The organism is Sulfitobacter alexandrii, assembly GCF_001886735.1.
GTDB classification, from domain to species: domain Bacteria; phylum Pseudomonadota; class Alphaproteobacteria; order Rhodobacterales; family Rhodobacteraceae; genus Sulfitobacter; species Sulfitobacter alexandrii.
This window is the reverse complement of record NZ_CP018076.1, coordinates 3,769,615-3,794,442: the sequence shown is the minus strand read 5'-3', so window position 1 is coordinate 3,794,442 and position 24,828 is coordinate 3,769,615. Positions and strand designations below refer to the sequence as shown.

Annotated in this window: 26 protein-coding genes; 10 read left to right on the top strand and 16 right to left on the bottom strand. The window is 62.5% G+C overall.

The window, feature by feature from the left end:
• Positions 1-7: 7 nt before the first annotated feature.
• From BOO69_RS18485 to secA, 3 genes are all read right to left on the bottom strand, one after another.
• Complete coding sequence (locus tag BOO69_RS18485) at positions 8-1,570, bottom strand: substrate-binding domain-containing protein (protein WP_071973513.1); 1,563 nt, start codon at positions 1,568-1,570, stop codon at positions 8-10.
• Positions 1,571-1,589: 19 nt separating this feature from the next.
• Positions 1,590-2,600, bottom strand: coding sequence for a hypothetical protein (locus BOO69_RS18480; RefSeq protein ID WP_071973512.1), 1,011 nt, complete (start codon positions 2,598-2,600; stop codon positions 1,590-1,592).
• Positions 2,601-2,715: 115 nt separating this feature from the next.
• A complete protein-coding gene (secA, locus tag BOO69_RS18475; protein ID WP_071973511.1) occupies positions 2,716-5,427 on the bottom strand; it encodes a preprotein translocase subunit SecA in 2,712 nt (903 codons plus the stop codon).
• A 170-nt stretch (positions 5,428-5,597) separates the two neighbouring features.
• On the opposite strand from secA, the gene BOO69_RS18470 reads away from it, so the two are divergent.
• The 6 genes from BOO69_RS18470 (at position 5,598) to BOO69_RS18450 (ending at position 10,155) form a co-directional block, all read left to right on the top strand.
• Positions 5,598-6,446, top strand: a complete 849-nt coding sequence (locus tag BOO69_RS18470; protein ID WP_071973510.1) for a peptidylprolyl isomerase — start codon at positions 5,598-5,600, stop codon at positions 6,444-6,446.
• Positions 6,447-6,449: 3 nt separating this feature from the next.
• Entirely contained in the window at positions 6,450-7,676 is a 1,227-nt protein-coding gene (gene argJ, locus BOO69_RS18465; RefSeq protein WP_071973509.1) for a bifunctional glutamate N-acetyltransferase/amino-acid acetyltransferase ArgJ, read from the top strand.
• 19 nt (positions 7,677-7,695) lie between these two features.
• Entirely contained in the window at positions 7,696-8,094 is a 399-nt protein-coding gene (locus BOO69_RS18460) for a (deoxy)nucleoside triphosphate pyrophosphohydrolase (protein WP_071973918.1), read from the top strand.
• Between the two features lie 119 nt (positions 8,095-8,213).
• Positions 8,214-8,348: a hypothetical protein gene (locus tag BOO69_RS23575; protein ID WP_257786723.1), complete on the top strand. Its 135-nt coding sequence runs from the start codon at positions 8,214-8,216 to the stop codon at positions 8,346-8,348.
• 86 nt (positions 8,349-8,434) lie between these two features.
• Positions 8,435-9,352: a diacylglycerol/lipid kinase family protein gene (locus tag BOO69_RS18455; RefSeq protein ID WP_071973508.1), complete on the top strand. Its 918-nt coding sequence runs from the start codon at positions 8,435-8,437 to the stop codon at positions 9,350-9,352.
• Positions 9,349-10,155, top strand: a complete 807-nt coding sequence (locus BOO69_RS18450; RefSeq protein WP_071973507.1) for a metallophosphoesterase family protein — start codon at positions 9,349-9,351, stop codon at positions 10,153-10,155. Before BOO69_RS18455 ends, BOO69_RS18450 begins: the two co-directional genes overlap by 4 nt.
• 6 nt (positions 10,156-10,161) lie before the next feature.
• Here BOO69_RS18450 and infB read toward each other — a convergent pair whose 3' ends face one another.
• From infB to pip, 6 genes are all read right to left on the bottom strand, one after another.
• Positions 10,162-12,633: a translation initiation factor IF-2 gene (infB, locus tag BOO69_RS18445; protein ID WP_071973506.1), complete on the bottom strand. Its 2,472-nt coding sequence runs from the start codon at positions 12,631-12,633 to the stop codon at positions 10,162-10,164.
• Between the two features lie 9 nt (positions 12,634-12,642).
• Positions 12,643-13,263: an RNA-binding protein gene (locus tag BOO69_RS18440; RefSeq protein WP_071973505.1), complete on the bottom strand. Its 621-nt coding sequence runs from the start codon at positions 13,261-13,263 to the stop codon at positions 12,643-12,645.
• 22 nt (positions 13,264-13,285) lie between these two features.
• The gene (gene nusA / locus BOO69_RS18435) at positions 13,286-14,899 is read right to left on the bottom strand and encodes a transcription termination factor NusA (RefSeq protein ID WP_071973504.1); all 1,614 of its coding nucleotides are present in this window, start codon (positions 14,897-14,899) and stop codon (positions 13,286-13,288) included.
• Complete coding sequence (rimP, locus tag BOO69_RS18430) at positions 14,899-15,498, bottom strand: ribosome maturation factor RimP (RefSeq protein WP_071973503.1); 600 nt, start codon at positions 15,496-15,498, stop codon at positions 14,899-14,901. The genes nusA and rimP overlap by 1 nt, the downstream gene beginning before the upstream one ends.
• Before the next feature lie 135 nt (positions 15,499-15,633).
• Positions 15,634-16,494 carry an ABC transporter substrate-binding protein gene (locus tag BOO69_RS18425; protein WP_071973502.1) on the bottom strand — a complete coding sequence of 287 codons (861 nt, stop codon included), beginning with the start codon at positions 16,492-16,494 and terminating at the stop codon, positions 15,634-15,636.
• The gene (pip, locus tag BOO69_RS18420; protein WP_071973501.1) at positions 16,491-17,462 is read right to left on the bottom strand and encodes a prolyl aminopeptidase; all 972 of its coding nucleotides are present in this window, start codon (positions 17,460-17,462) and stop codon (positions 16,491-16,493) included. The genes BOO69_RS18425 and pip overlap by 4 nt, the downstream gene beginning before the upstream one ends.
• Positions 17,463-17,510: 48 nt before the next feature.
• Between pip and ubiG the strand changes: the two genes are divergently transcribed.
• Positions 17,511-18,257 (top strand): bifunctional 2-polyprenyl-6-hydroxyphenol methylase/3-demethylubiquinol 3-O-methyltransferase UbiG, encoded by a 747-nt coding sequence (ubiG, locus tag BOO69_RS18415; protein WP_071973500.1) that lies wholly within the window; start codon positions 17,511-17,513, stop codon positions 18,255-18,257.
• On the opposite strand, the gene BOO69_RS18410 is transcribed toward ubiG, so the two are convergent.
• From BOO69_RS18410 to BOO69_RS18395, 4 genes are read right to left on the bottom strand one after another with little or no spacing between them, the layout of a single operon-like run.
• On the bottom strand, positions 18,244-18,678 hold the full coding sequence (locus tag BOO69_RS18410; protein ID WP_071973499.1) for a MarR family winged helix-turn-helix transcriptional regulator: 435 nt from the start codon (positions 18,676-18,678) through the stop codon (positions 18,244-18,246). The genes ubiG and BOO69_RS18410 overlap by 14 nt on opposite strands.
• Before the next feature lie 12 nt (positions 18,679-18,690).
• Positions 18,691-19,533, bottom strand: coding sequence for a carbon-nitrogen hydrolase family protein (locus tag BOO69_RS18405; protein WP_071973498.1), 843 nt, complete (start codon positions 19,531-19,533; stop codon positions 18,691-18,693).
• Positions 19,533-19,790, bottom strand: coding sequence for a glutaredoxin 3 (grxC, locus tag BOO69_RS18400; protein WP_071973497.1), 258 nt, complete (start codon positions 19,788-19,790; stop codon positions 19,533-19,535). The genes BOO69_RS18405 and grxC overlap by 1 nt, the downstream gene beginning before the upstream one ends.
• A 38-nt stretch (positions 19,791-19,828) precedes the next feature.
• Complete coding sequence (locus BOO69_RS18395; RefSeq protein WP_071973496.1) at positions 19,829-20,563, bottom strand: ComF family protein; 735 nt, start codon at positions 20,561-20,563, stop codon at positions 19,829-19,831.
• Positions 20,564-20,574: 11 nt separating this feature from the next.
• Here BOO69_RS18395 and BOO69_RS18390 point away from each other — a divergent pair, with 11 nt between their 5' ends.
• The gene (locus BOO69_RS18390; protein WP_071973495.1) at positions 20,575-21,393 is read left to right on the top strand and encodes a methyltransferase domain-containing protein; all 819 of its coding nucleotides are present in this window, start codon (positions 20,575-20,577) and stop codon (positions 21,391-21,393) included.
• Between the two features lie 53 nt (positions 21,394-21,446).
• On the top strand, positions 21,447-22,493 hold the full coding sequence (hemH, locus tag BOO69_RS18385) for a ferrochelatase (protein WP_071973494.1): 1,047 nt from the start codon (positions 21,447-21,449) through the stop codon (positions 22,491-22,493).
• Between the two features lie 98 nt (positions 22,494-22,591).
• Here the strand turns inward: hemH and BOO69_RS18380 are convergent, their stop codons facing one another.
• Entirely contained in the window at positions 22,592-22,774 is a 183-nt protein-coding gene (locus tag BOO69_RS18380) for a hypothetical protein (RefSeq protein WP_071973493.1), read from the bottom strand.
• Between the two features lie 141 nt (positions 22,775-22,915).
• Positions 22,916-23,527: a L,D-transpeptidase gene (locus BOO69_RS18375; protein ID WP_071973917.1), complete on the bottom strand. Its 612-nt coding sequence runs from the start codon at positions 23,525-23,527 to the stop codon at positions 22,916-22,918.
• Between the two features lie 169 nt (positions 23,528-23,696).
• On the opposite strand from BOO69_RS18375, the gene dalA reads away from it, so the two are divergent.
• Positions 23,697-24,206 (top strand): divisome-associated lipoprotein DalA, encoded by a 510-nt coding sequence (dalA, locus tag BOO69_RS18370; RefSeq protein WP_071973492.1) that lies wholly within the window; start codon positions 23,697-23,699, stop codon positions 24,204-24,206.
• Between the two features lie 19 nt (positions 24,207-24,225).
• Here the strand turns inward: dalA and BOO69_RS18365 are convergent, their stop codons facing one another.
• Complete coding sequence (locus BOO69_RS18365; protein WP_071973491.1) at positions 24,226-24,723, bottom strand: L,D-transpeptidase family protein; 498 nt, start codon at positions 24,721-24,723, stop codon at positions 24,226-24,228.
• Between the last annotated feature and the right edge of the window lie 105 nt (positions 24,724-24,828).

Here is a 24,828-nt window from a genome sequence, read left to right as displayed (position 1 = left end):
TGTCGGCTCATCGCACCCAGACTTCGACCCGCCGGTTCGCCTGGCGGCCCCAGGCGGTATCGTCGCAGGCCATCGGCATCGCCTCGCCAAAGGCATCCACGCCCAGGTCCACACGCTCGAGGTTGGCGGTCACCGCAGCGGCGGAGACGGCGCGCAGGACCGCTTCGGCCCGCCGCAGCGCGATGTCACGGTTGGGCGCGGCAGCGCCATCGCCGTCGCTGAACCCGACGAACAGCATGCGACGGGCATCGTATTGCCCCTGTTCCAGCGCACGGGCCAGTTGCTGCACGTTCGACCGGCTTTGAGCATCCAGCCGGATGGACCCGGCCTCGAACCGAAACGATGTCGTCAGCCGCGCCATCGGCCTCAACGTCGCCGTCATGCGCTGCAGTTCCTGAAGCGAGATTTCCTTGCCCGCCACGGTGATCGCGTTTGCGAAACGATTGCCCTGTTGTTCAACCGGGATCTCCTCCGGCGCCTGGTCCACGAATCCGGCGCGGCGAATGACGTTCTGCGCTGCCGGCCCCCGTGTGAAGGCGAGGAATTCCCGTGCGATCAGCGGCAGGCGCCGGGCGGGAAAGTACAGGAACATCGGCGCCGTCAGCGGATAATCCTCGGTCTTGATCGTGCGCCGCGCCGCATTGAGGTTGAACCCGCAGGTGCCGCCCAGCGTCAGCACCAGTGTATTGCGTTGCTCGGCATAGCTGGTGATCCCCAATGAAAGACTGTCGCGCGCGACCGCCTCGGCCAGATTACCGGGCAGCGCGTGGCGCACGATGTTTTCGGTCAGGGTCAGTTTCGCGGGTTTCATCACCTGGTCGATGATCGCCTGGCTCAACCCGCTGGATTCGTCCGGCAGATGCAGTTCGATCGGGGCGTCCGGCCCGCCGAGATCCTTCCAGTTGGTGATCTCGCCGGCAAAGGCCCGGGCGAGCATCAAGGGTGAAATGGCCCGCAGCGGGTTTGTCGGCGCGACGACCGGCACGACAGCATCCAGCGCCAGAACACGGCTTCGGTTCGCACCGGTGAGATCCCCCATTCCGGCCTCGCGGGCGTTGATGCGTTCGTCGCGGGCTATCTCACGCAGGGCCATGACGATGTCTGCCTCGTCCGCCAGCAAGTCGGCAAAGCCTTCGTCCGTGTTGGTCGCCCGGAAAAAGAACCGCGCCGCGAGCTTGCCGGTGTCCCGCCGGGTGAGCAGATAGGTGAACCGCGTCGGATCGTCGGAATCCTCCCGCGTCACCTCGTAATCCGCCCGTTCGCCATAGGCATTGATCAGCGCCGGCATCAGGACCGCGCCCATCGTTGCGGAGCCGGATAGCTGAACCTCGGCGACGAAATCCTCGATGTTCGGGCAGCCGGGCCCGGCGCACAGCACCCCGGAACCATCCACGGTCAGTTCGCCGTACTCGGTCTGGAGGCGATAGAATTCACCATCGAACCCCAGCAGCATGCCGCTGAGTTCCACCTTGCCATCGCGCGACGTCAGCGTGACATCCTGCGCGCTTGCGGGTTGGTGCCAGAAAAGGAAAAGTGCGGCGAAGACCGCCGCACATCTGAGCAAGATCATGAGACCCCGAGTTGCGGTTTTACTGTGCCGCGACTTTCAGGTCTTGAAGCAGATTATTCAACACAAGAAAGCTGCCGACGGCCTCGCATTCCGGCACAGACAGGATCAGGTCCTGTGTCCTGATCTGGCCATCCTCCTCAAGCTGGAGCGACTGTGCTTCGGCTTCGATCCCGCAATTGGCATCGGTGATTTCCGCCTCGACGCTGAGCAGGATGTTCCCGGTCTGTTGGGAAGCGGCCTTCGGAAAGGTGTAGACCTCGGCCAGCAGAGGATCCGGCGCGCTGCTGTCTCCATGGCGGGTCAGCACACCGCTGCGCCCGGTGACCGCATTCGCAACCTCGCCCGGCGCTTCTTTCCAGTGGTGGCCGGCATCCCCGTAGTTCGCACCGAATTCGCGCGCGTGGATTTCAAAGCCGGCTTTGCCTTTCCACTGCAGGACAGCACGGGTGTAATCGTTCAGCTCCTCGACCTCGGCCTGTGCGACCGCACCGTCGCCGTTTCCGAAGGCAAGGATGAACATTGCTTCGGTCGCCAGCGCGGGAACGGTGGTTTCCAGTTCCCCACGCGCATCCGTGGTTTCGGTAAAGATCATGCCGTTATGGTGGACGGTCACCCGTTCGTTGGGCAGGCACGGAGCCTTCAGCCGCAGATCGACCATCGCTGCAGCCACCGCCTGGGCTTCTGCCGTGATCTCGCAGCCGGTCGCAGCATCCGTCGCCCCGGTCGAAGGCGGGCCCTCAAGCACGCTCCGGGGCGCGCGGACCTCGATCAGGTTCTCGTCGGGTGTCGACACGGACAAGGCAGGCGACTCGGGCAGATCACCGTCCATCTTGAACGCGCCCGATGTCAGCTTGATCTGCTGCACATCCAGCATCGCACTGGTGGCCTTGTCTTCCAGTTCCTTGGGCGCTTTTGTGCCCTCATCGCCGTACCGTTGCTTGGCCGTATCGGAGTTCTGCATGACAAAGCCGATACCGATGGCGCAGGCAAGTGTCCCCGCTACCGTCAGAATTTGCTGCATCCGGATCATGACGCTGCCCTCTCAAAAGGAATCGTTCGGGGCAGTTATGGCGACAGATCGGGGCTAGGGTATGACGCGACGGTGCGGGGAATTGGGCAAATCCGGGGCGTGGCCCCGGACCATTTCAGGACAAGCGCCCGTGACAGTGCTTGAACTTCTTTCCCGACCCGCAGGGACACGGATCGTTGCGTGACGGATTGCCCCACGTGGTCGGATCGTCTTCCACGAAGCCCTCCGCAGCGGCGACCGGAGAGGCCGCAGGAACCTGCGGTTCCTCTTCCGCATTTTCCGCCGTCTTCTGCATGGCGGCCTGGCGTTGGGCGATTTCCTGAATGAACGCCTTGCGCTCCTCTTCTGACATCGGCTGTGCCTGGGCCAGCTTTTGCGTCACGTCCTGACGAAGGCTGTCGAGCATGGTTTCGAAAAGCTGGAAGCTTTCGTTCTTGTACTCGTTCAGGGGATCGCGCTGCGCATAACCGCGGAAACCGACGACAGAACGCAGGTGCTCCAGCGTCATGAGGTGATCGCGCCACTTGCCATCGATCGACTGGAGCAAGAGCTGCTTTTCGATCGTGCGCATGTTCTCGGGGCCGAACGCTTCGGTCTTTTCGGCCATCATCTTGTCGGTCGCCTCCACAAGGCGCTCGCGAATGACTTCGTCGTCAACGCCGTCTTCCTCGCACCATGCGATGATCGGCAGATCGATGTTCAGTTGTTCGATCACCGCTGCATAGAAACCTTGCGTGTCCCATTGGTCGGCATAGGTACGAGGCGGCATGTAGGTGTCGATCAGGTCGTCGATGACCTGATGGCGCATGTCGGTCACGATCTCGTGCAGGTCGTCCGCTTCCATGATGTCACGGCGCTGGCCGAAGATGACCTTGCGCTGCTCGTTCATGACATCGTCGAACTTGAGCAGTTGCTTGCGAATGTCGAAGTTGCGCCCTTCAACCTTTGCCTGCGCACGCTCAAGGGACTTGTTGACCCAGGGGTGAATGATCGCCTCCCCTTCCTTCAGGCCAAGCGTCGTCAGAACCTTCTCAAGCCGTTCCGAGCCGAAAATGCGCATCAGGTCGTCTTCGAGAGACAGGAAGAACGAAGTGCGGCCGGGGTCGCCCTGACGGCCGGAGCGACCGCGCAACTGGTTGTCGATGCGCCGGCTTTCGTGACGTTCCGAGGCAAGGACATAGAGGCCGCCCGCTTCCAGCACCTTCTGCTTTTCATCGGCGTGCTGTGCTTCGATCTCGGCCCGGACCTTTTCGGGATCAGCCTCCGGATCCTTGTCCAGCGCATCCAGCACCTTCAGCTCGACGTTGCCACCCAACTGGATATCGGTACCACGGCCGGCCATGTTGGTCGCGATCGTCACCGCGCCAAGCTTCCCCGCTTCGGCGATGATCTGGGCTTCCTGCTCGTGCTGGCGCGCGTTCAGGACGTTGTGCTCGATCCCTGCCGCGGTAAGCAACTGGCTGAGCTGTTCCGATTTCTCGATGGAGGTGGTCCCCACGAGGCAAGGCTGCCCCTTGGCGTTCGCTTCCTTCACCTTCTCGATCATCGCAGCGTATTTTTCCTGCACGGTGCGATAGACGGCGTCATCCTCGTCTACACGGGCGATGGGCAGGTTGGTCGGCACCTCGACGACACCGAGACCGTAAATTTCCTGAAATTCTTCGGCTTCGGTCAGGGCGGTGCCGGTCATCCCGGCCAGCTTGTCGTACAGGCGGAAGTAGTTCTGGAAGGTCACGGAGGCTAGGGTGACGTTCTCCGGCTGGATCGACGTACCTTCCTTGGCCTCGATCGCCTGGTGCAACCCGTCCGAAAGACGGCGGCCCTGCATCATGCGGCCCGTGAATTCGTCGATCAGCATCACTTCGCCATCCCGCACGATGTAATCGCGGTCTTTCAGGAACAGCTTGTGGGCCCGAAGGCCCTGGTTCACGTGGTGCACGATGGTGGTGCTTTCAGGGTCATAGAGCGTCTGACCTTCTTCCAGCAGGGACCGGGCGCGCAGTTGCTCCTCCAGAAACTCGTTACCCTCGTCGGTGAAGGTCACGTTGCGGGTTTTCTCGTCCAGCTCGTAATGTTCCGGCTTCAGAAGCGGGATCACCTTGTCGACAGTCACATAAAGCTCGGACCGGTCCTGTGCGGGGCCGGAGATGATGAGCGGCGTGCGCGCCTCGTCGATGAGGATACTGTCCACCTCGTCCACGATGGCGAAGTTGTGATTCTTCTGGAGGATCTCGCTCAGGTTCGACTTCATGTTGTCGCGCAGGTAGTCGAAACCGAGTTCGTTGTTGGTGGCGTAGGTGATGTCACATTCGTAGGCCGCGCGCTTTGCGTCCTCGGGCATCATCGACACGGCGGCGCCGCAGGTCAGGCCCAATGCGTTGAACACCTTGCCCATCCAGTCGGCGTCGCGTTTGACCAGATATTCGTTGACGGTCACCACGTGCACGCCCTTGCCGGACAGGGCATTGAGGTAGGCCGCCAAAGCGGCGGTCAGCGTCTTGCCTTCGCCGGTTTTCTGCTCCGAGATGTTGCCCTGATGAAGGAAGATCGCCGCCATCAGCTGCGTGTCGAACGCGCGCAGGCCCAGCGTGCGTCGCGCCGCCTCGCGGCAGTTGGCAAAGGCTTCCGGCAGCAGGTCGTCCAGGCTCTCGCCCGACATGGCACGCTTGGCCAGCTCTTCCGTCTTGTCCTTGATCGCGGTGTCGCTCAGCTTTTCGAACTCGGGCTCTAGAGCGTTGATCTTGTCCACCAGCGGACGCGTCGCCTTGATTTTACGATCGTTTGGCGTGCCAAACACCTTCTTGGCGATTGTTCCGATACCCAGCATGTGTTCTCCAGCCGATTTTCCTTGTCGGGCAGCGATCTGCTTGCCCACCGCCCAGTCAGACCATAGATGTATGGGGAAATGCCTGAGCCTTGCCTGTAAGGCGATGTAAGGGCCGCACATAACACTGTCAATGTAGCAGCCCCTCGCGGGGCGTAACGATAGGACAATCCATGCATAAACAACTCGCATTCGCGGCCGCCCTGGCCGTTTCCGCCAGCTTCGCGCTGCCCGCCGCCGCACAGGACACGCCGCAGCTCGATACCGTCGTGGCAACCGTCAACGGCACCGACATCACGCTGGGCCACATGATCATCGCGCGGGCGCGCCTGCCCGAACAATATCAGCAGCTTCCCGATGAGGTCCTGTTCAAGGGCATTCTGGAACAGCTTGTTCAGCAGACCGCGCTGAGCGATTCCTTCGAAGGGGATCTTCCACCGCGTGTCGAACTGTCGCTGGAAAACGAGACCCGGTCCCTGAAGGCCGGAGAGGTAATCGAGCGGATCATGGCCGAACCGCTGGATGAAGCGGACGTTCAGGCAGCCTACGATTCCGAATACGCGAACGCGGAACCGGAACAGGAATTCGACGCCTCCCACATCCTTGTCGAAACACAAGAGGAAGCACAGGCAGTAAAGGCACAGCTTGATGAGGGCGCGGACTTCGCCGAGGTCGCCCGCGAAAAGTCGACCGGCCCCTCCGGCCCCGGTGGCGGTGCGCTTGGCTGGTTCGGCAAGGGCATGATGGTCCCCGCCTTTGAAAATGCCGTGATGAACATGGAGCCGGGCCAGGTTTCGGACCCTGTCGAGACCCAGTTCGGCTGGCATGTGATCAAGCTGAACGACGTGCGCGACACCGAAGCGCCGGAACTGGACGCGGTCAGGGAGGAGATCGAACTCCAGCTGCGGCAGACCCGCGTTCAGACCGCCATCGAGGAGATCACCTCGCAGGCCGAGGTCGATCAGTCCGCCGCGGAAGGGATCGATCCTTCCGTCCTCCAGAACCTTGATTGGCTGGAGTAAGCCTTGGGCAAGATCACGCAAGTCTCACCGCTGGCACCGGCAGCCTTCCCCGAGCTGCCGGTGATCGCTGGCGTTCGCTTTGCCACCGCGTCGGCCGGTGTCAAATATCAGGGCCGCACCGATGTCATGCTGGCACAACTGGCTCCGGGCACGACCGTTGCCGGTGTGTTCACACGGTCCAAGACCCGTGCGGCACCGGTGCTGGACTGCCAGGACAAGATCGGCGGCGACTCCGATGCCGGCGCGGCGATTCTCGTGAATTCGGGCAACGCCAATGCCTTTACCGGCAAGAACGGCGTTGCCTCGGTTCAGGAGATCACCGCCGCGGTCGCGTCAGCCTGTAGCATCCCCGCGAGCCGTGTTTTCACGTCCTCGACCGGCGTGATCGGCGAACCGCTGCCCCATGATCGTGTCATCGCCAGCCTGTCCGACCTGACGGCCGGTCTTGACGAAAGCGGAATCGCCGCTGCGGCCAAGGCCATCATGACCACCGACACCTTTCCGAAGGGGGCCTCTGCCGAGGTCGCGGTCGGTGACCGGACGGTCAGGATCGCGGGCATCGCGAAGGGGTCCGGCATGATCGCACCGGATATGGCGACCATGCTCGTCTATATCTTTACCGACGCGATGATCGGTCGGGACGCGTTACAGGGCATGGTCGCCGGCAGCGCGGACAGGACGTTCAACTGCATCACGGTGGACAGCGACACATCCACATCGGACAGCCTGATCGTTGCCGCGACCGGTGCTTCCGGCGCGGACGTGACCGATCATCCGGAGTTTGACGAGGCGCTTCACGGTGTGATGCTGGATCTTGCCCACCAGGTGGTTCGGGATGGCGAAGGGGCAACCAAGTTTGTCGAGGTCACGGTGACCGGGGCGGCATCGGATACCGATGCCAAGACGCACGCCATGGCGATCGCGAACTCGCCGCTCATCAAGACCGCCATCGCCGGCGAAGACCCCAATTGGGGCCGGGTCGTCATGGCGATCGGGAAATCCGGTGCCGAAGCGGATCGCGACCGCCTGTCCATCCGGTTCGGCGATGTCGAGGTGGCCAAGGACGGCTGGCGCAGCGCCAAATACTCGGAAGAGGCGGCAGCGGCCCACATGAAGGGCGAGAACATCAATATCACCGTGGACCTGGGCCTCGGCTCAGGTACGAGCACGGTCTGGACCTGTGACCTGACGCATGGCTACATCGCCATCAATGCCGACTACCGGTCCTGATAGGTCGGGGTTGCCGAAGGTGAAGGTTGTCCTCGTCTCCGCCGTCGCGCTGATCGACGTGGACGGTCGTGTGCTGCTGGCGCAAAGGCCCGAAGGCAAGTCCATGGCAGGCCTTTGGGAATTTCCCGGTGGCAAGGTCGAGCCGGGCGAGACACCCGAAGCCGCGCTGATCCGCGAATTGCAGGAAGAACTGGGCATCAATACCTGGGCTTCCTGTCTCGCACCACTGACCTTTGCCAGCCACAGCTACGAGACGTTTCACCTTCTCATGCCCCTGTTTGCCTGCCGCAAGTGGGAGGGCACTCCGATGTCGCGTGAAGGTCAATCGCTGAAGTGGGTGCGGCCCAACGACCTGAGAAACTTTCCCATGCCCGCCGCCGATATCCCTCTGGTGCCGATACTCAGGGATTGGTTGTGAAGCTTAAATGCGCAATCGCCTCTAATTTGTGCGTGAATGTTAAGCTTTTGTGAAACAATTTTGTGGTACGGCCGGCATTGTCCGGTACACTGTTCTCATCTTTCTGGGGAGGAAGCAGTATGTTGCGCACAATTACCATCGGATCCTGTATTTCCGTGCAGGGGATTTTTGTGGGGAACACGCCTAACGGTCAGATGACCGTTCAGGTCGATGACAAGATCTATTCGGGCAAGCCCGTCAACCGCACCAGCTGACGTAATATTTCGGCTGCCGACGAACTTCGCTGCTGCTTGGGCGTTTGGCCCCGGGGCTTCTGCCCCTGACCAGCAAGGGGCAGAATATGTCGGAACAGCGTACCATCGTCATCCTGAATACCGCGTCCGGAAGCCAGGGCGGAGAAGAGAAAATCGCAGCCATCCGCGATGCTTTCAATGCACGCGGCAAAGCTGTCGATTTCGTGAATGTACAGGATCATGACAGTGTCGAAGCTGCTGCAAAGGCGGCTTTGACACACACGGATGCCCGTATCGCTGTCGCAGGTGGGGATGGCACCATTTGCGGCACCGCGTCGGTCCTCGCCGGCAGCGGTCGGGAAATCGGCATTATTCCGGCGGGTACCTTCAACTACTTCGGGCGTTCGCTGGGGCTGCCGGAAGAAATCGACGCCGCCGTGGAAGTCGTGCTTTCGGGTGTTCCGCGCGACGTCAATGTCGCCACGGTCAATGGTCGGATGTTCCTGAACAACGCGAGCATCGGCGCCTACGCCGCGATCCTGCAGACGCGTGAGGGCACCTACAAGCGGTGGGGCCGCAGCCGGCTGGCGGCCTATTGGTCCGTGATGAAGACGCTCGTCACCTTTCGCGCACCGCTCAAGCTGGACGTGGACATTGACGGCAAGAAGCTGACACGCCGCACGCCGCTGCTGTTCGTGATAAACAATGCCTACCAGCTCGAAGAGATGGGCCTTGACGGGGCGGAGGCCATCGCAGAAGGCAATCTCGTCACGTTGATCGCGCCGAATTCGGGGCGGCTGGGCCTGCTGCGCCACGCGGCGGCACTGGCGCTGGGGATCGCAAAAGCGGAAACGGACTACGAGATGATCAGTGGCAAGAAGATCGAGATTTCGATGAAGCGCAAGCGACGGCCGGTCGCGCGTGATGGCGAGATCACCCGCATGGGCGGCCCCTTTACCATTCGCCATGCGCATCATCCGCTACGCATCCTCGTTGCGCCGGACGCGTCCAAGGCTGTCAGATGACCCGACTTGTCCATCTGTCCGATCTGCACTTCGGCAAGGATCGCGTGGATCTGATTCAGCCGCTGCTGACCGCGCTGGACCTATTGCGCCCCGATCACGTCGCGATCTCGGGTGACCTGACGCAAAGGGCGCGGCGGCGCGAGTACGAAAGCGCGCGCCGTTTCATCGACAAAATCGCGGCCCCGGTCCTCTGTATTCCCGGCAATCACGATATCCCCATCCATCGACCTTTCACACGGTTCCTGTGGCCTTTCAGGCATTACCGCAGCCACATTTCGCGCGACCTCACGCCAACGGTCGAAACACCGGAAATGGTGATGGTCGGTCTGAATACCGTCGACCGTTTTCGCTGGCAGGCCGGTCGCCTGTCCGCGTCGCGCCTGCGCCGTGCCTGTTCGGCGATGGGGGCGGCGCCCGCACACAAGCTGCGCGTGCTGGTCGCCCATCATCCGCTGGAACATCCCGAAGGGGTCAGCAAGAAACCGATACCCGGTGCGGCCGAGGCGCTGGAACGCCTGATCGGCTGCGGTGCCGATCTGATCCTGTCGGGGCATCTGCACCTGTGGCACGCGGGCGAATTCGCCCACCGTGCAGGCGACCGCGACCAACGCAATGCAATCCAACTGCACGCGGGCACCAGCTTGTCCTCTCGGGTACGCGGTCAGCCCAATGATTTCAACGTGATCGACATTTCCGAAAGGTCGGTGGCGGTCGCGCGCCAAAGTTTCAACGAAGAAAGCGGGTCGTTTGAAACGACGGAGACCCGGCAATTCAACCGGGCCTCTGACATTTCTCGAAGCTGATCGCGATCAGGTCAGCGTACGGGTCACTTCCTCGCGTTCAAAGATTTCGATCACGTCATCCGGGCGGATGTCGTCATAGTTTTCGAACGCCATGCCGCACTCCTGCCCGGACTGGACTTCGGACACTTCGTCCTTAAAGCGCTTGAGCGTTTTCAGTGTGCCTTCGTGGATCACCACGTTGTCCCGCAGCAGACGCACACCCGCCGACCGGCGCGCCACGCCTTCGGTCACCAGACAGCCTGCCACCTTGCCGACGCCCGTGACCTTGAACACTTCCTTGATCGTTGCATAACCAATGAAGTTTTCCTTGATCTCGTTGCTCAGCAGGCCGGACGCCGCAGCCTTCACGTCATCCACAAGGTCGTAAATCACGGAGTAATACCGGATTTCCACGCCCTTCTGGTTGGCCGTGTTGCGGGCCGATGCGTTGGCACGCACGTTGAACCCCATGATCGGTGCGCCGGAGGCTTCGGCAAGACCCACGTCGGTTTCGGTGATCGCACCGACGCCAGAGTGCAGGACGCGCACGCGCACTTCTTCGTTGCCGATCTTTTCCATCGCCTGGACGATCGCCTCGGCGGAGCCTTGGACGTCCGCCTTCAGCAGGATCGGCAGTTCGCTCACGTCCTCGTTCGCCTTGGCGTTCGCCATGAGCTGTTCGAGCGTCGTGGCGGCACCGGCTGCGGCGCGTTTGTCTTTCGCGGCTTTCTCGCGGTACGCCGCGATCTCGCGCGCCTGCGCCTCGGTCTCCGTCACGTTCAGCACGTCGCCCGCTTCGGGTGTGCCGTTCAGGCCAAGAACCTCGACAGGCACCGACGGCCCCGCCTCTTTGACGCGTTCGCCGGCATCGTTGATCAACGCGCGGACCTTGCCGTACTGCTCGCCCACGACAAAGATGTCACCCTGGCGCAATGTCCCGGTCTGGATCAGAACCGTCGCCACCGGGCCGCGACCCACATCGAGCTGTGCTTCGATCACGGCACCAACCGCGGCGCGGTTGGGGTTGGCCTTGAGTTCGAGGATTTCCGCCTGCAGCGCGATGGCTTCCAGCAATTCGTCCAGACCCTGGCCCGTCGTTGCGGAGACTTCCACGTCCTGCACGTCGCCCGACAGCTTCTCCACGATGACCTCGTGTTGCAGCAGGTCGGTGCGCACCTTGTCCGGGTTCGCCGCTGGCTTGTCGATCTTGTTGATCGCCACGATCATCGGCACCTTGGCCGCCTTCGCGTGGTTGATCGCTTCGATCGTCTGCGGCATCACCGCATCGTCCGCGGCGACAACAAGGACGACGATGTCCGTCACCTGCGCCCCGCGAGACCGCATCGATGTAAAGGCCGCGTGACCGGGCGTGTCGAGGAACGACAGCACCGCACCGGTGTCGGTGGTCACCTGATAGGCGCCGATGTGCTGCGTGATCCCACCGGCTTCGCCCGCCACGACCTTGGCGTTGCGGATCGCATCCAGCAAGGATGTCTTCCCGTGGTCGACGTGACCCATGATCGTGATGACCGGCGGACGCGGCTCAAGGTCTTCTGCCTTGTCCTCGATCTCCTTGATCACGTCTTCCACGTCGGCGTCGGATACGCGCACAACCTTGTGGCCGAATTCTTCGATGATCAGCTCGGCAGTATCCGCGTCGATGGTTTCGTTCTGCGTCACCATCATGCCGTTCTGCATGAGCGCCTTGACCACGGCACCGACCTTTTCCGACATGCGCCCGGCAAGTTCGGATACCATGATGGCCTCGGGCAACTGAACGTCGCGCACGACCTTTTCCCGCTCGACAGGGCCGCCCATGGCCTTCTGCCGGGCGCGTTCCTGCTTGCGCTTCATCGCGGCCATGGACCGCTGGCGGCCGCCTTCGCCGCCGGTAAGCGCCTGGTTAACCGTCAGCTTGCCCGAGCGGCGGTTGTCGCTGCCACGGTTCTTCTTGCTGGTCTCCTCGCGGTCCCGCTCCGGTTTGCGGGGGGTCTGCGCGGGCGCTGCCTTGGCGTTCTGATTGCGTGCGACGGCAGGCTCCGAAGGCGCAGCCGCAGCCGCTTCGGCAGCGGCTTCCGCGTCACGCTTCTTCTGTGCGTCTTCCTCGGCCTTGGCGCGAAGTGCTTCTTCGCGTTCCTTTTCCTCGCGCTCTTTCTCTTCCTGCTCGGCCCGGCGGCGCTCACGCTCCTCGGCGCGCGCTTTCTCCTCGGCTTCGCGGGCGGCGGCCTCCTCGGCCTCCCGGGCCTTCGCGGCCTGCACGGCCTTCAGGCGGCGATCCATTTCGGCATCCGTGATCCCGGCAGGGCGTTTCGAAGGATCCCCTACCGGAGCCCCGCTCGATCCGCTCTTTCCGGCACCCGGCTTGGGCACCACAACGCGCTTGCGCTTGGTTTCGACCACAACGTTCTTGGTCCGCCCGTGGCTAAAGCTCTGCTTTACGTTCCCCGGACGTGCGCCACCGCGCAGACCCAATGTTTTCTTGCCGTCACTATCGCTCATCTAGCTCGTCTATCCTTTCGACTGACCCTTGCCAGTCTCGTTTTTGCGCACGCCTCGTAGTCGTTGGGCTTCCTCTACAACACGATGCGTGAGTCCACCAGAGGCGAGCGCCCCATGTATCACAGTTTGACGTCCGAAAGCCAAACCCAATTCATCCGCGGTCAGCCAACCGATGTAATGACCAAAGTGCGGCGTACTCAGTTTGCTCTTGCCGCGGCCCGATCCGTCGGACGCCTGTATCAGGACTTCCGCTTCTTCTGCCTGAAGCCAGCCCTTTACCTTTTCGTATCCCGCAACGGCACGACCACCCTTTCGTTGCAGGGAAATCAGATCGACGACCCTGCGCGCCAGTTGCCGTTCCACTTCGTCGACCAGCCCGTCGGGTACGACGACCTGCTGCTTGGCGGCGCGAGAGAAAAGCTTCTTCTTTACCGCCAGCTCCAGCGCCGACCGATCCGCCGAAACGTACATCCCGCGACCCGGCAGCTTGCCCAGTATGTCGGGAACGACCTCCTGATCCGGGCCAACCACGAAACGCACAAGCCCGAACTTTGGTTGCACCTCTCCCGTCGAAATGCACTTGCGTTCTGGACCTTCGGACCGGTCCTTGGATGCACCACCGCGCCCCATCAGGTGTCTCCGAGGCCTGGGATCAGGCCTCGGCCTCCTCTACGGTTTCGTCGTCGTCTTCTTCGTTCGCTTCCAGGTCTTCGGGATCGACCCAGCCCAGCATGACCCGCGCGGTCATGATCATGTCCTGCGCCTCTTCCAGCGTGATGTCGAAGGGCTCCAGCGTGCCTTCGTCCTTCACGCGCTCTCCGTTGACGGTGGTCCAGCCGCCGGCGAGTTCCCAGTCGGCACAGGTGGCGAAGTCTTCCAGCGTCTTGACGTCATCCTTCGCCAGCGCCTCTATCATCTGGGGTGTCAGCCCCTCGAATTCAACCAGGCTGTCTTCGACGCCCAGTGCGCGGGCCGCTTCCAGGGCCGCCTTGTTCTGCGCTTCGATCACGTCGCGGGCACGCGCCTGCAGTTCGTTCGCGGTGTCCTCGTCCACCCCGTCGATGACCAGCAGCTCGTCAACCTCGACATAGGCAACTTCCTCGAGGTTGGTAAACCCTTCCGCAACCAGCAACTGTGCAAAGAACTCATCCAGATCGAGATTGTCCATGAACAGCTTGGTCCGCAGTTCGAACTCGGCCTGACGGCGCTGGCTTTCCTGCTCTTCGGTCATGATATCGATGTCGAGACCCGTCAGCTGGGACGCCAGGCGCACGTTCTGGCCACGGCGGCCAATGGCGAGCGACAGCTGCTCCTCCGGCACGACGACTTCGATCTTGCCGGCCTCCTCGTCGAGAACGACCTTCGACACTTCGGCGGGCTGCAGCGCGTTCACCAGGAAGGTCGGCTGATCCTCGTTCCACGGAATGATGTCGATCTTCTCGCCCTGAAGCTCGTTCACCACGGCCTGCACGCGGCTGCCGCGCATGCCGACGCAGGCCCCGACGGGGTCGATCGAGTTGTCATAGGAGATCACGGCAATCTTCGCGCGCGAACCCGGATCACGGGCGACCGCCTTGATCTCGATGATGCCGTCATAGATTTCGGGCACCTCCATCTTGAACAGCTCGGCCATGAACTCCGGCGCGGTGCGCGACAGGAAGATCTGCGGGCCGCGCTGCTCGCGGCGAACGTCCTTGATGTAGACCCGGATGCGGTCGTTCGGACGATAGGATTCGCGGCCGATCTTCTCGTTGCGGCGCAGGATCGCTTCGCCCGCGCCCACGTCGACGATGACGTTGCCGTATTCCTCCCGCTTGACCAGCCCGTTGATGATGGTGCCGGCGCGGTCCTTGAATTCCTCGTACTGGCGGTCCCGCTCCGCTTCGCGGACCTTCTGCAGGATGACCTGCTTGGCCGATTGTGCCGCGATGCGACCCATTTCCACGGGCGGCACTTCCTCGACGAGGGTATCACCGACCTTGGGGTCGTCCATATACTGCCGGGCCTGTTCCACGGTGAACTCGGCCTGATAGTTCTCGAGCTCTTCATCCTCGACCACGGTCCGCACACGGGTAAAGGTCGCGCGGCCGGTCTTGCGGTCGATGGACACGCGAATGTCCATTTCCGCGCCATAGCGGGACTTTGCCGCACGGGCGAGCGATTCTTCCATCGCTTCGACCACGAGCCCGGGGTCGATCATCTTTTCACGCGCCACCGCTTCGGCGGTTTGCAGCAGCTCGAGCTGGTTGGCAGATGTAATGGCCATTAGTCTTCTCCCTCAGCAGAACCGTCTTCGGTCTGGACTTCATCGAAATCTTGTTCATTCAGCGCGCCCGCCGCCTTGCGCTGGCGCAGCATTTCCTTGATCAGCTCGTCGGTCAGGACCAGTTTGGCGTCCGACAGCCAGCCGAAGTCGAGACCGATGGTCCCCTCCTCGACATTGATGAGCACCTCGTTCCCCTCGACACCCGCCAGTTCGCCCTTGAAGCGGCGGCGTCCGTCGATCAGTTCTTCCGTCTCCAGCTTGGCCTCGTAGCCTTCGAACATGTCGAAATCCTTGAGCCGGGTCAGCGGACGGTCGATACCGGGGCTGGAGACCTCAAGCGTATACTCGTCCAGAATGGGATCCTCGACGTCCAGAACGGTGCCGACCGCCTGGTTGATCAGCGCCAGATCATCCACCTCGATCCCGCCTTCGGGCTTGTCGGCCATGATCTGGAGCGTCGTGTTCTTGCCGGACATCAGACGCACCCGCACCAGTTCGAATCCCATGTCCTCGATCACCGGGCTGATGATCTCGGCCAGCCGGCGGTCGATGGCGGCCTTTGCGATCAGCGAATTGGAGTATGTCTGGTCCTTGGTCATGTTGTCCTTGGGCACAAAAAAACGGGCGCGCGGCCCGTGTTCAAGATCGGTGGAGCGTCTGGTTTGGACCCGAACGCGCCGCTGTTGAGGGTCATATACGCCTGCTCGCGCCAGATCGCAAGGCCCCTGCCTTTTTCAGGCGAACCACCAGCGCTCCGCCGCCCGCAGGTTGTCCAGCGGGTGCAGGCGACCGACCTGGGCGGGCTGGGCGACGGCGTTGCTGACGGCCTGAGCCGGATGGCGGGAGTCGGGCATGAGGTGCACATCCGGCACCCCGGCCAATGCGCCCGCCTCCCGGATATCGACCGCATCGACCAGGTACTCACCCAATGCCTGGCCCCGCACGGCCTCGGATGGGATCGACGTCAATTCGACCTCGTCGAACCAGCCTGCCGATCCGTCGCGGAAGTGGCTGGCAACCCGCGTGGCGAGCAGCTGCTGGCCGGGTCGGAACCGGCGCAAACGGTATAGGCCCGTGCCGATCCCTGCCGCGGGTGCATGAGCGGGCCGGATCACGAAATCGGGGCCCGCGAGCAGCAGCGGCAAGCCGGGGTCCGGCTCGGCCAGACTGATTCTCAACCGGTCGGAACGCGGTGCGGAAACCTCTCCGCCGATGAGGTCGCGCAGGCTGGCCACTGCATCGGCGGCGGAAAAACCGGTTCCGTCGTGAAAGTGCACGCCGCAGCGCAAATCGAAGTCCCATGTCCGCGCATCCGGCGAAGCCTGCCAGCCCAGCGCAAGCTCGGCCCGCAACGTACCGTCCGCCGCAACCTCGGTCAGCGTATCGTAGATCAATCCCTGTCGGGCCACCTGCATGAACAGCCCGTTGCCCTGCACCCAGGAATCGCTGCGCGCCCCGCCGGACAGTGCCATCCGCAGCCGTCCGCCGCGCGCCGGGATACCGGATGCGCCCACGCCCGTGGCCGCTAGCAGCACCGCGGCTGCCGCGCTGGAAAAGACCGCACGGCGGTCAAGGAAAGGCGACCGCCGGCTCATGACTTGGCGATCCGGTCCATGGTGCGGACCAGTTCCGCGCTAATGCCCGGCTCGGACAGCGCGTGCCCGGCATTGCGCACCATGCTCAGCTCGCATCCGGGCCAGCGGGCAGCGATCCGGTGCGCGCTGATGGGCGGACAGATCATGTCGTACCTGCCCTGCACGATGGTGCCGGGAATATGCGCGATGCGCGGCATGTGCTCGATGATCTGCCCGTCGAACTCGAGAAACCCGGCATTGGTGAAATAATGGTTCTCGAGCCTGGCAAACGCGCGGGCATAGTCGGACGGCCCCTCGTGCGAAGCCCCGGAAGAATGGATCGAGGCGAGCGCGTTCTCCCAGGCGGCCCAAGCCCGTCCGAACCGCTGTTCCATGGGCAGATCGCCCGAAAAGAGCCGCCTGTGATATGCAGCGATCAGGTCGTCCTGTTCATCCTTGGGGATAAGTGAAACGAAACGGTCCCAGACCTCCGGCCAGAATTTCCCCGCGCCCCCGCCATAGAACCAGTCCAGTTCGGCCTGCGTCATGAGGAATACGCCCCGCAGCACGAGATGGCGCACCGCGTCGGGGTGGGTCTGGGCATAGACCAGCGCAAGTGTCGCACCCCAGGAACCGCCGAAGACGATCCAGCTGTCGATCTTCAGCGCGGTGCGAATCATCTCGATATCGGCGACGAGGTGCCAGGTGGTGTTGTCCGTGACGCTCGCATGGGGCCGCGACCGCCCGCAGCCGCGCTGGTCGAACAGGATGACGCGGTAAACAGAGGGATCGAAGTACCGGCGCATCGACGGGCTGCAACCGCCGCCCGGCCCGCCATGCAGCACCACGACGGGAATGCCGTCCGGGTTGCCGCACTGCTCGTAATACACCCGATGGCCCTGCCCAACGGACATCATGCCCTGATCGAACGGGTCGATCGGGGGATAAAGATACTGCGTCGCGCGCTTTTGATCGGGAAACTTGTCCATGAGAGACCTATATAGGGGTCAGCGCCACAAGAACATAGGGAGCGGAAAATGCAAACGTCTCGAACAACCGTCGATCCATCGGAAATCTCGAAGTTCGAGGCGATGGCGGCGGAATGGTGGGACCCTAACGGCAAGTTCAAGCCGTTGCACATGCTCAACCCATGCCGGCTGGATTACATCACAACGCAGATCGCCGGTGAATTCGATCGCGATCTGAAGTCGGACGCCCCTTTCGAGGGGCTGCGCATTCTCGACATCGGCTGCGGCGGAGGACTGCTGGCGGAGCCGATGGCCCGGCTTGGGGCGGATGTCGTCGGCGCCGACGCCGCAGAGCGTAACATCCCCGTGGCGCAGGTTCACGCCGAGCAATCCGGCCTCACGATCGATTACCGCCACACCACGGCCGAGGCGATGGCTGCCGCCGGCGAGGTGTTCGACGTCGTCCTGAACATGGAGGTGGTCGAACACGTCGCATCGCCGATCGACTACCTGACCGCCTGCCACGACCTGCTCAAGCCGGGCGGTCTGCACATCTGCTCGACCCTCAACCGCAATCCGAAATCCTATGTCATGGCCATTGTCGGCGCCGAGCACATCATGCGCTGGCTGCCGAAGGGAACCCATGAATGGTCCAAGTTCATCACGCCGGACGAACTGTTTGATCTGCTGCGGCAGGCAGGGTTGGAACCGGTGGACCGCAAGGGTTTCGTATTCAATCCCGTGGCGTGGTCATGGCGGTTGTCCGACAGGGATCTGAGCGTCAACTACGTGACCGCCAGCGTCAGGCGAGCTTGATCCGGATCTCGCGCAGGATCGGCAGGGCTGCGCGGGTCTGCTCCTCGCCCAGGCTTTCCACGACCTCGTTGATCATGGGCGCGATGGCTGCCACCGCATCATTGCGTGCCTGGCGGCCGGCGGGGCTGATCGCGACCATCTTGCGGCGGGCGTCGTCCCAGTCCGGCCGGATGTGGACATAGCCGGACCATTCCAGTTTTGTCAGCGTGTTTGTCATGGCCCCGCGCGTCACGCCGAATCGTTCGGCCAAGCGGGCCGGACTGCTCTCATCCCCCTGCCAGGCCAGGTGATTGAGAACCGAGAAATGGGAAATCTCCATCCCCTTGGGCAGAACGCGTGTCAGCCGGCTCCGCACGGCATGATCCGCCGCAAGAAGTTCGCTGAACAGCATGATCGCAACTGTCTGGCTGTCATCACTCATCCACTGACCCGGTCAAGACTCCACTTGCGGCGCGTCGAAGTCGCGCGCGTTCGCAAGGCTGGGGACCTTGCCCCGTGCCTTGGCGATATCATCCATGTCCAGAAGGAAGTTGTAAACGCCGGGCGCCTCTCCCGCGTCGAGAATCACCTCTCCCCACGGTGACACCACCAACGAATGGCCGAAGCAATCGCGCGTCCGGTGCGCGGCGCTGCGGTGCGTGCCGGTCTGCGCGGGCGCGATCACGAAACATCCGGTTTCGATGGCCCTAGCCCGCAGCAGGGCGTGCCAGTGCGCCGCCCCCGTCACCGGGGAAAAGGCCGCGGGAACGGTGATGATTCCCGCCCCGGCCTTGGCTAGCGCGTTGTACAGCAGGGGAAACCTCACGTCATAGCAGACGCTCATCCCCACCCGGCCAAAAGACGTGTCAGCCACCACCGCCTGCGTACCGGGCCGGTATCCCGCGGATTCGCGGTAGGTCTCCGTCTCGTTGATCTGCACGTCGAACATGTGGATCTTGTCGTAGCGCGCCACGACCCCACCCTCAGGATCGATGAGAAAGGACCGGTTGGCAAACCGCCCGTCGGCCTCGCCGGTCTTGAGCCCCAGCGACCCGATCAGAAGCCAGACACCAGACGCCGATGCCCCCTTGCGCAACGCGTCGAGGGTGATGTCATCCTGCTCGTGCTGCAGCACATCCTGCTGATGCTCCCGGCTGGTGGAAACGCAATTCGTCACCTCCGGGGTGAACACGAATTCCGCCCCGGCGCCCACCGCCTCATGAAACATCGCCAATGTTTCGCCGAGATTCGCCTCGGGGTCGTCCGAAACGTTCAGTTGCAGGATCGCGCCCTTCATCACGCGGCCAGCAGGCTGTCCAGCTTGCCCTCGCGCTCCAGCGCGTAAAGCTCGTCGCACCCGCCGACGTGGCTGCCCCCTATGAAGATCTGCGGCACGGTCCGGCCACCGTTTGCCCGTTCGATCATCTCGGGCTTGCGATCCGGGTTTGCCAGAACGTCCACCTCGGAAAAATTGACGCCTTTCTGTGTCAGCAGACGTTTGGCCGCGTGACAGAAGCCGCAAAGCGGCGATGTGTAGATTTCGACGGGTTTCATGCCCTGTCTCCTCTCAGCTATGAACGGTTGGGTCAGATTTAGGTGTCTTTGGCCACGCGCGCCAGTGCTACCACGCAAACCGGTCCCGATCCCGCGGCGCGGCAGGCCTCCGCCGCAGCGGCAAAGGTCGCTCCCGATGTCATGACATCGTCAACCAGAAGCACCGGCCGGTCTCGTACCGTCACCGCGTGTCGAGGATTGAGCCGAATGGCATCCTTCAGCGTGCGAAACCGTTCTTCACGGCCCATGCCGTCAAGCGATGGGGTCGCGCGGTACCGCTGCAAGAGGTCAGCGCACCAGCGCCGACCCGTTTCCCGCGCCACGACGCGGGCCAACAGCGCGGATTGGTTGTAGCGGCGGCGCAACATGCGGCGCCAGTGCAGGGGGATCGGGGCGATCAGGGCGTCGTCATCCAGAAGCGATCTGGTGGCCTGCGCCATCCAGCGCCCCGCCGGGCGCGCGATCTCCTGCCGGTCCCCGTGTTTCAGCGCGAGCACCAGCTTGCGCCCCGTGGCGGTATAGAGCACCGCTGCCCGCCCCCTTTCCCAAGGGCGCGGGGTCTGAAGACATGCATCGCAGGCAAGCGTGTCGCCCGCAGCGATCCCGGGCAGCGGTATGCCGCACGAATCGCACACCGTTCCTCCGATAAAGGCGGTTTCGGTCCAGCAGGGTCCGCAGAGACCGAAGTCCGTGTCCACGACGTCCCCGCAGGCCAGACAGCGGGCGGGGTAGATGGCATTCAACGCGGTTTGCAGTCTTTCCCGCAACGGCATATTGAAACCCCATGACCACGCCGCCCCCCCTGACCGATCGGATCGCATTGACGTTCCGCCGCGCACGCGCACAGCCGGAGGCGCTGTTCCTGCACGAGCAGGCCATTCAGGAGATCGAGGATCGTCTGGGGATGGTTAACAAGACCTTTACCGATCCGGCGGTGGTGACTGATTTTCCCCGGACATGGGCCGGTCTGCTTCCCGATGCAAAGGTCGTTCCGGCAAGCGACACACTTGGCCTGGACGTTCAGGCGCACGATCTGGTGGTGCACGGCATGACGCTGCATTGGGCCAACGATCCGGTCGGCCAGCTGGTCCAATGTCGCCGCGCACTCCGACCCGACGGGCTGTTCATATCCGCCGCATTCGGCGGTCAGACCCTGCAGGAACTGCGCGCCTGCCTTGGACAGGCCGAAGCCGAGGTGACGGGCGGCATGTCTCCCCGCGTGGCCCCCATGGGCGAACTGCGCGACATGGGTGGCCTGCTGCAACGGGCGGGCTTCGCGCTTCCGGTCGCGGACGCGGTACCGCTTACCGTTTCCTACCGGGACGCCTGGGCGCTGATGCGCGAGCTGCGGGCGATGGGCGAAGCGAACGCACTGGAAGCCCGGCTGCGCAAACCGACCAGCCGCGCGGTTCTGGACTTGGCCGCCCAACTGTACCAAGACCATTTCAACGACGGCGCCGGTCGGGTGCTGGCCACATTCGAACTGATTTTCCTGACGGGCTGGGCCCCGGATGACAGCCAGCAAAAGCCCCTGCGCCCCGGATCCGCACAACAGCGGCTTGCGGATGCGCTGAACACGGATGAGACAAAGTTGCGCAATTGACCCCACGGCCAAACCCGTTATTTCAACACGGAACTTTGGACCGAGGACAGATCATGCAAGCCGCGCGCCCGCCACACGCCAACGCCGACCACCCTGCTGTCCCAAAAGAGCGCGTCGGTGTCCTGCTGGCAAATCTCGGTACGCCGGACAACTACGACTACTGGTCGATGCGCCGCTACCTGAGCGAGTTCCTGTCGGATCGCCGCGTGATCGACTACTCACCCTGGCTCTGGCAGCCGCTGCTGCAACTCATCATCCTCAGCAAGCGCCCCTTTACCAGCGGCGCCGCCTACAAGAGCATATGGAACGAAGACGCGGGGGAAAGCCCGCTGATGACGATCACCAAGGCGCAGACCGCCAAGATGGAAACGGCGCTCAAGGCGCGGTACGGCGACGACGTGATGGTGGATTACTGCATGCGCTACGGCAATCCGTCGACGCAATCCAAGGTGGCGGCGATGACCAAGGCGGGCTGCACCAAGATCCTGTTCTTCCCGCTTTACCCCCACTACGCCGGGGCGACCTCGGCCACCGCCTGCGATGCCTTTTTTGCCGCGTTGGGCAAGGAAAAGTGGCAGCCGATCGCCCGGGTGGTTGAGCCCTATTTCGACCGTCCCGACTATATCGAGGCGCTGGCCCAGTCCATCGAACGGGCCTATGCCGCCGCCGACAAGCGACCCGACATCCTGATCTGCTCCTATCATGGCGTGCCGATCCGCTACCTGATGGAAGGCGATCCCTATCACTGTCAGTGCCAGAAGACGACGCGCCTGCTGAAAGAGCGACTGGGCTGGGATGACACCCAGATCATGACGACCTTCCAGTCCAAGTTCGGGCCCGAGGAATGGCTGCAGCCTTACACTGTCGAGGAAGTCGCGCGCCAGGCGGAAGCCGGTAATAAGAACATCGCGGTGTGCGCGCCAGCGTTCTCGGCGGACTGCATCGAAACGCTGGAAGAGATCAACGAGGAAATCAAGGAGAGCTTCGAGGAAGCCGGGGGGGAAAGGTTTACCTACATCCCCTGCCTCAACGACGACGACGCCCACATCGAGGCACTGTCGAACGCCGTAAAGGAAAACCTCAAGGGCTGGCTGGACTAACCCATCGAGATATTCTCGTCGAAGGGAAAACCACGGAAGTCAGACAACAAAAAAGGCGGTGCACTGCACCGCCTTTTTCATTTTGATCGTCGCGCTGATTAGTCAGCAGCAACTGCAGCAGCCACAACGGCCAGCAGGATCAGCGGAACCAGAACACCGGAAGAAGACGAAGATGCTTCTTCAACGATGACCGGTGCTTCCACGATCGGCTCTGCCAGCGAACCGGCATATGCAGTCGATGCAGCAGCTGTCAGAGCAGCGGCGAGAACGAGTTTTTTCATAGTATAACCTCCAGAAATGGCGTGCGGCACAGTTGTGCAAGCACGCACCCAAGACTTACCTCGTAAAACTTTGTAAACAGCATAAACGAGGGATTGCAAACCCGGATTCCGCTCCGACGTTTCCGAAGCCGCGAAATGTCGTCAAATAAGCAACACTTGCGTGCCGACCTTGGCCATCTCGTACAGCTCTTCGATGTGCTGGTTGTAAAGCCCGATGCACCCGTTCGACGACCGGCGGCCAATCTTGCGCGTGTCATGGGTGCCGTGGATCCGGTAGTACGTCCAGCTGAGGTGAAGGGCACGCGTACCGAGCGGATTGTCCGGCCCGGGGCCAACGTAGTCGGGCCATTCCGGGTTACGCTCCTTCATGGAGGGTGTCGGGCGCCAATCCGGCTCCGGATCCTTCAGCACGACACGTGTGCGACCGCGCCGCGTCAGGTCTTCCGTCAGGGGTACGGAGGAGGGGTAGAGCTTGTAAACGCTCTGGTCCTCGGACCAGAAGTGCACCGCGCGGCTGTCGATATCGACCAGGATCGCGCCGTTGCGGGTGTTGTCGAAATACGGCCGCCAGTCGAGCATGCGGAAGCTGGAGATATTGCGGCGTACCGACTCGTTGAGGTCACGTTCGGTCTGGGTGGTCGCCGGGGAGTTCACGGCGGCAGTGGACTGCGCCAGCGCGGGCGACGCGATCAACGCGGCGGACCCGGCCAGAAACGCACGGCGGCTGCTGAACTTGTTGCGCTTGTCGGACATGTTCATGTCTCCATCAAAAAGCATTCAGGGAATTGCTGGTGGTATATGACCGCGGTGCGCCGGTTTCAAATCAAAGACCCGTCATCAGGCAAGGTAACGCCGATGTGGGTTTGAACTGCAACGCCGTCCGCTGTAGGAGAGGCCAAACACAATCGCGTGGAGCTGTGCCGTGATCCGTATTCTGTCCGTCCTGATGGCGTTCTGCCTTGCCCTGTCCGCCTGTGCGCCTGCCGCACCTCAACTGGGCAGCGATGGCCAGCCCTTGCCCAAAGCCTACCGGATCCGCGACAGCGAAACCGGCAAGATCCAGTTCAGGATGCTCGATTCGGTCAATGCCCTGCGCAGCGCAGCAGGCCAGCCGCCCGTACAGCTCGACCCGCAGCTCAACGCGGCCGCGGCGACGCACTCGCGCGACATGTCGATCCAGAATCGCCCGTGGCACTTCGGGTCTGACGGTTCTTCCCCGATCGACCGCATCAACCGGGTCGGCTACCAGGGTGGTCTCGTGGGCGAAACGATCTCCGAAACCTACGAGACCGAGTTGGAAACTCTCGCCGCCTGGATGGAGCAGCCCGACACGCGGCGCGTCATCATGGCCCCGGAAGCCCGCAAGATGGGCTTTTCCTGGTTCCAGGAGGCCGGTGGTAAGTTGTGGTGGACGCTGGTGATGGGGAACTGATCTTCAGTTCCCCTGCCCCTCACGGGTTAAGCAGGATGGGCGTGCCGTCGCGTACCATCGCGTAAATATTCTCGATATCCTTGTTACGGACCGCGATGCAGCCCCAGGTCCAGTCCGTCTTGTCCTTCTTTGACGGATCCTTCTGGCCGTGGATGAAGATGTCGCCGCCCGGCTTCTGACCCAAGTCTTCCGCACGCTTGCGATCGAATTCATTCGGGTAGGAAATGCCGAGTGACAGGTGGAACCGGCTGTTCGGATTACGGCGGTCGATGACATAGGTGCCTTCGGGCGTCTTGCCGTCGCCTTCGATCTCCTTGTGTCCAATCGGGGCAAAGCCAAGCTGGATCTTGTATTCCTCGAGCACCCTGTCGTGATGCAGCAGCCACATCTTGCGGTCCTGCTTGTTCACCACGACATAGGTCACTTCCGGACCGTTGTAGCGCTTGAATTTGCTGCTGCTGCAGGCACCCAGCGCGACAAGCGCGGTGCCTCCCAGAATAAGTGTTCTGCGTTTCATCCGAGTCTGTCCTGCCTGACGGGTCAAATGTATCTTTGCCTTCGCGGTATCATATACCGCAAAACGGACCGATCAAAAAGTGGTGACTCGCATATTGCCGTTCCC

Coding starts and splice junctions, on each gene's coding strand:
- infB (WP_071973506.1), bottom strand. CDS start 12,633: ATGAGCGATAGTGACGGCAAGAAAACATTGGGTCTGCGCGGTGGCGCA.
- rimP (WP_071973503.1), bottom strand. CDS start 15,498: ATGACCAAGGACCAGACATACTCCAATTCGCTGATCGCAAAGGCCGCC.
- BOO69_RS18375 (WP_071973917.1), bottom strand. CDS start 23,527: ATGTCCGACAAGCGCAACAAGTTCAGCAGCCGCCGTGCGTTTCTGGCC.
- BOO69_RS18485 (WP_071973513.1), bottom strand. CDS start 1,570: ATGATCTTGCTCAGATGTGCGGCGGTCTTCGCCGCACTTTTCCTTTTC.
- BOO69_RS18450 (WP_071973507.1), top strand. CDS start 9,349: ATGACCCGACTTGTCCATCTGTCCGATCTGCACTTCGGCAAGGATCGC.
- grxC (WP_071973497.1), bottom strand. CDS start 19,790: ATGAAACCCGTCGAAATCTACACATCGCCGCTTTGCGGCTTCTGTCAC.
- pip (WP_071973501.1), bottom strand. CDS start 17,462: ATGGACAAGTTTCCCGATCAAAAGCGCGCGACGCAGTATCTTTATCCC.
- BOO69_RS18365 (WP_071973491.1), bottom strand. CDS start 24,723: ATGAAACGCAGAACACTTATTCTGGGAGGCACCGCGCTTGTCGCGCTG.
- secA (WP_071973511.1), bottom strand. CDS start 5,427: ATGCTGGGTATCGGAACAATCGCCAAGAAGGTGTTTGGCACGCCAAAC.
- BOO69_RS18440 (WP_071973505.1), bottom strand. CDS start 13,263: ATGGGGCGCGGTGGTGCATCCAAGGACCGGTCCGAAGGTCCAGAACGC.
- BOO69_RS18480 (WP_071973512.1), bottom strand. CDS start 2,600: ATGATCCGGATGCAGCAAATTCTGACGGTAGCGGGGACACTTGCCTGC.
- nusA (WP_071973504.1), bottom strand. CDS start 14,899: ATGGCCATTACATCTGCCAACCAGCTCGAGCTGCTGCAAACCGCCGAA.
- BOO69_RS18455 (WP_071973508.1), top strand. CDS start 8,435: ATGTCGGAACAGCGTACCATCGTCATCCTGAATACCGCGTCCGGAAGC.
- BOO69_RS18405 (WP_071973498.1), bottom strand. CDS start 19,533: ATGAAGGGCGCGATCCTGCAACTGAACGTTTCGGACGACCCCGAGGCG.
- hemH (WP_071973494.1), top strand. CDS start 21,447: ATGCAAGCCGCGCGCCCGCCACACGCCAACGCCGACCACCCTGCTGTC.
- BOO69_RS18395 (WP_071973496.1), bottom strand. CDS start 20,563: ATGCCGTTGCGGGAAAGACTGCAAACCGCGTTGAATGCCATCTACCCC.
- BOO69_RS18390 (WP_071973495.1), top strand. CDS start 20,575: ATGACCACGCCGCCCCCCCTGACCGATCGGATCGCATTGACGTTCCGC.
- ubiG (WP_071973500.1), top strand. CDS start 17,511: ATGCAAACGTCTCGAACAACCGTCGATCCATCGGAAATCTCGAAGTTC.
- BOO69_RS18380 (WP_071973493.1), bottom strand. CDS start 22,774: ATGAAAAAACTCGTTCTCGCCGCTGCTCTGACAGCTGCTGCATCGACT.
- BOO69_RS18410 (WP_071973499.1), bottom strand. CDS start 18,678: ATGAGTGATGACAGCCAGACAGTTGCGATCATGCTGTTCAGCGAACTT.
- BOO69_RS18470 (WP_071973510.1), top strand. CDS start 5,598: ATGCATAAACAACTCGCATTCGCGGCCGCCCTGGCCGTTTCCGCCAGC.
- BOO69_RS18425 (WP_071973502.1), bottom strand. CDS start 16,494: ATGAGCCGGCGGTCGCCTTTCCTTGACCGCCGTGCGGTCTTTTCCAGC.
- BOO69_RS23575 (WP_257786723.1), top strand. CDS start 8,214: ATGTTGCGCACAATTACCATCGGATCCTGTATTTCCGTGCAGGGGATT.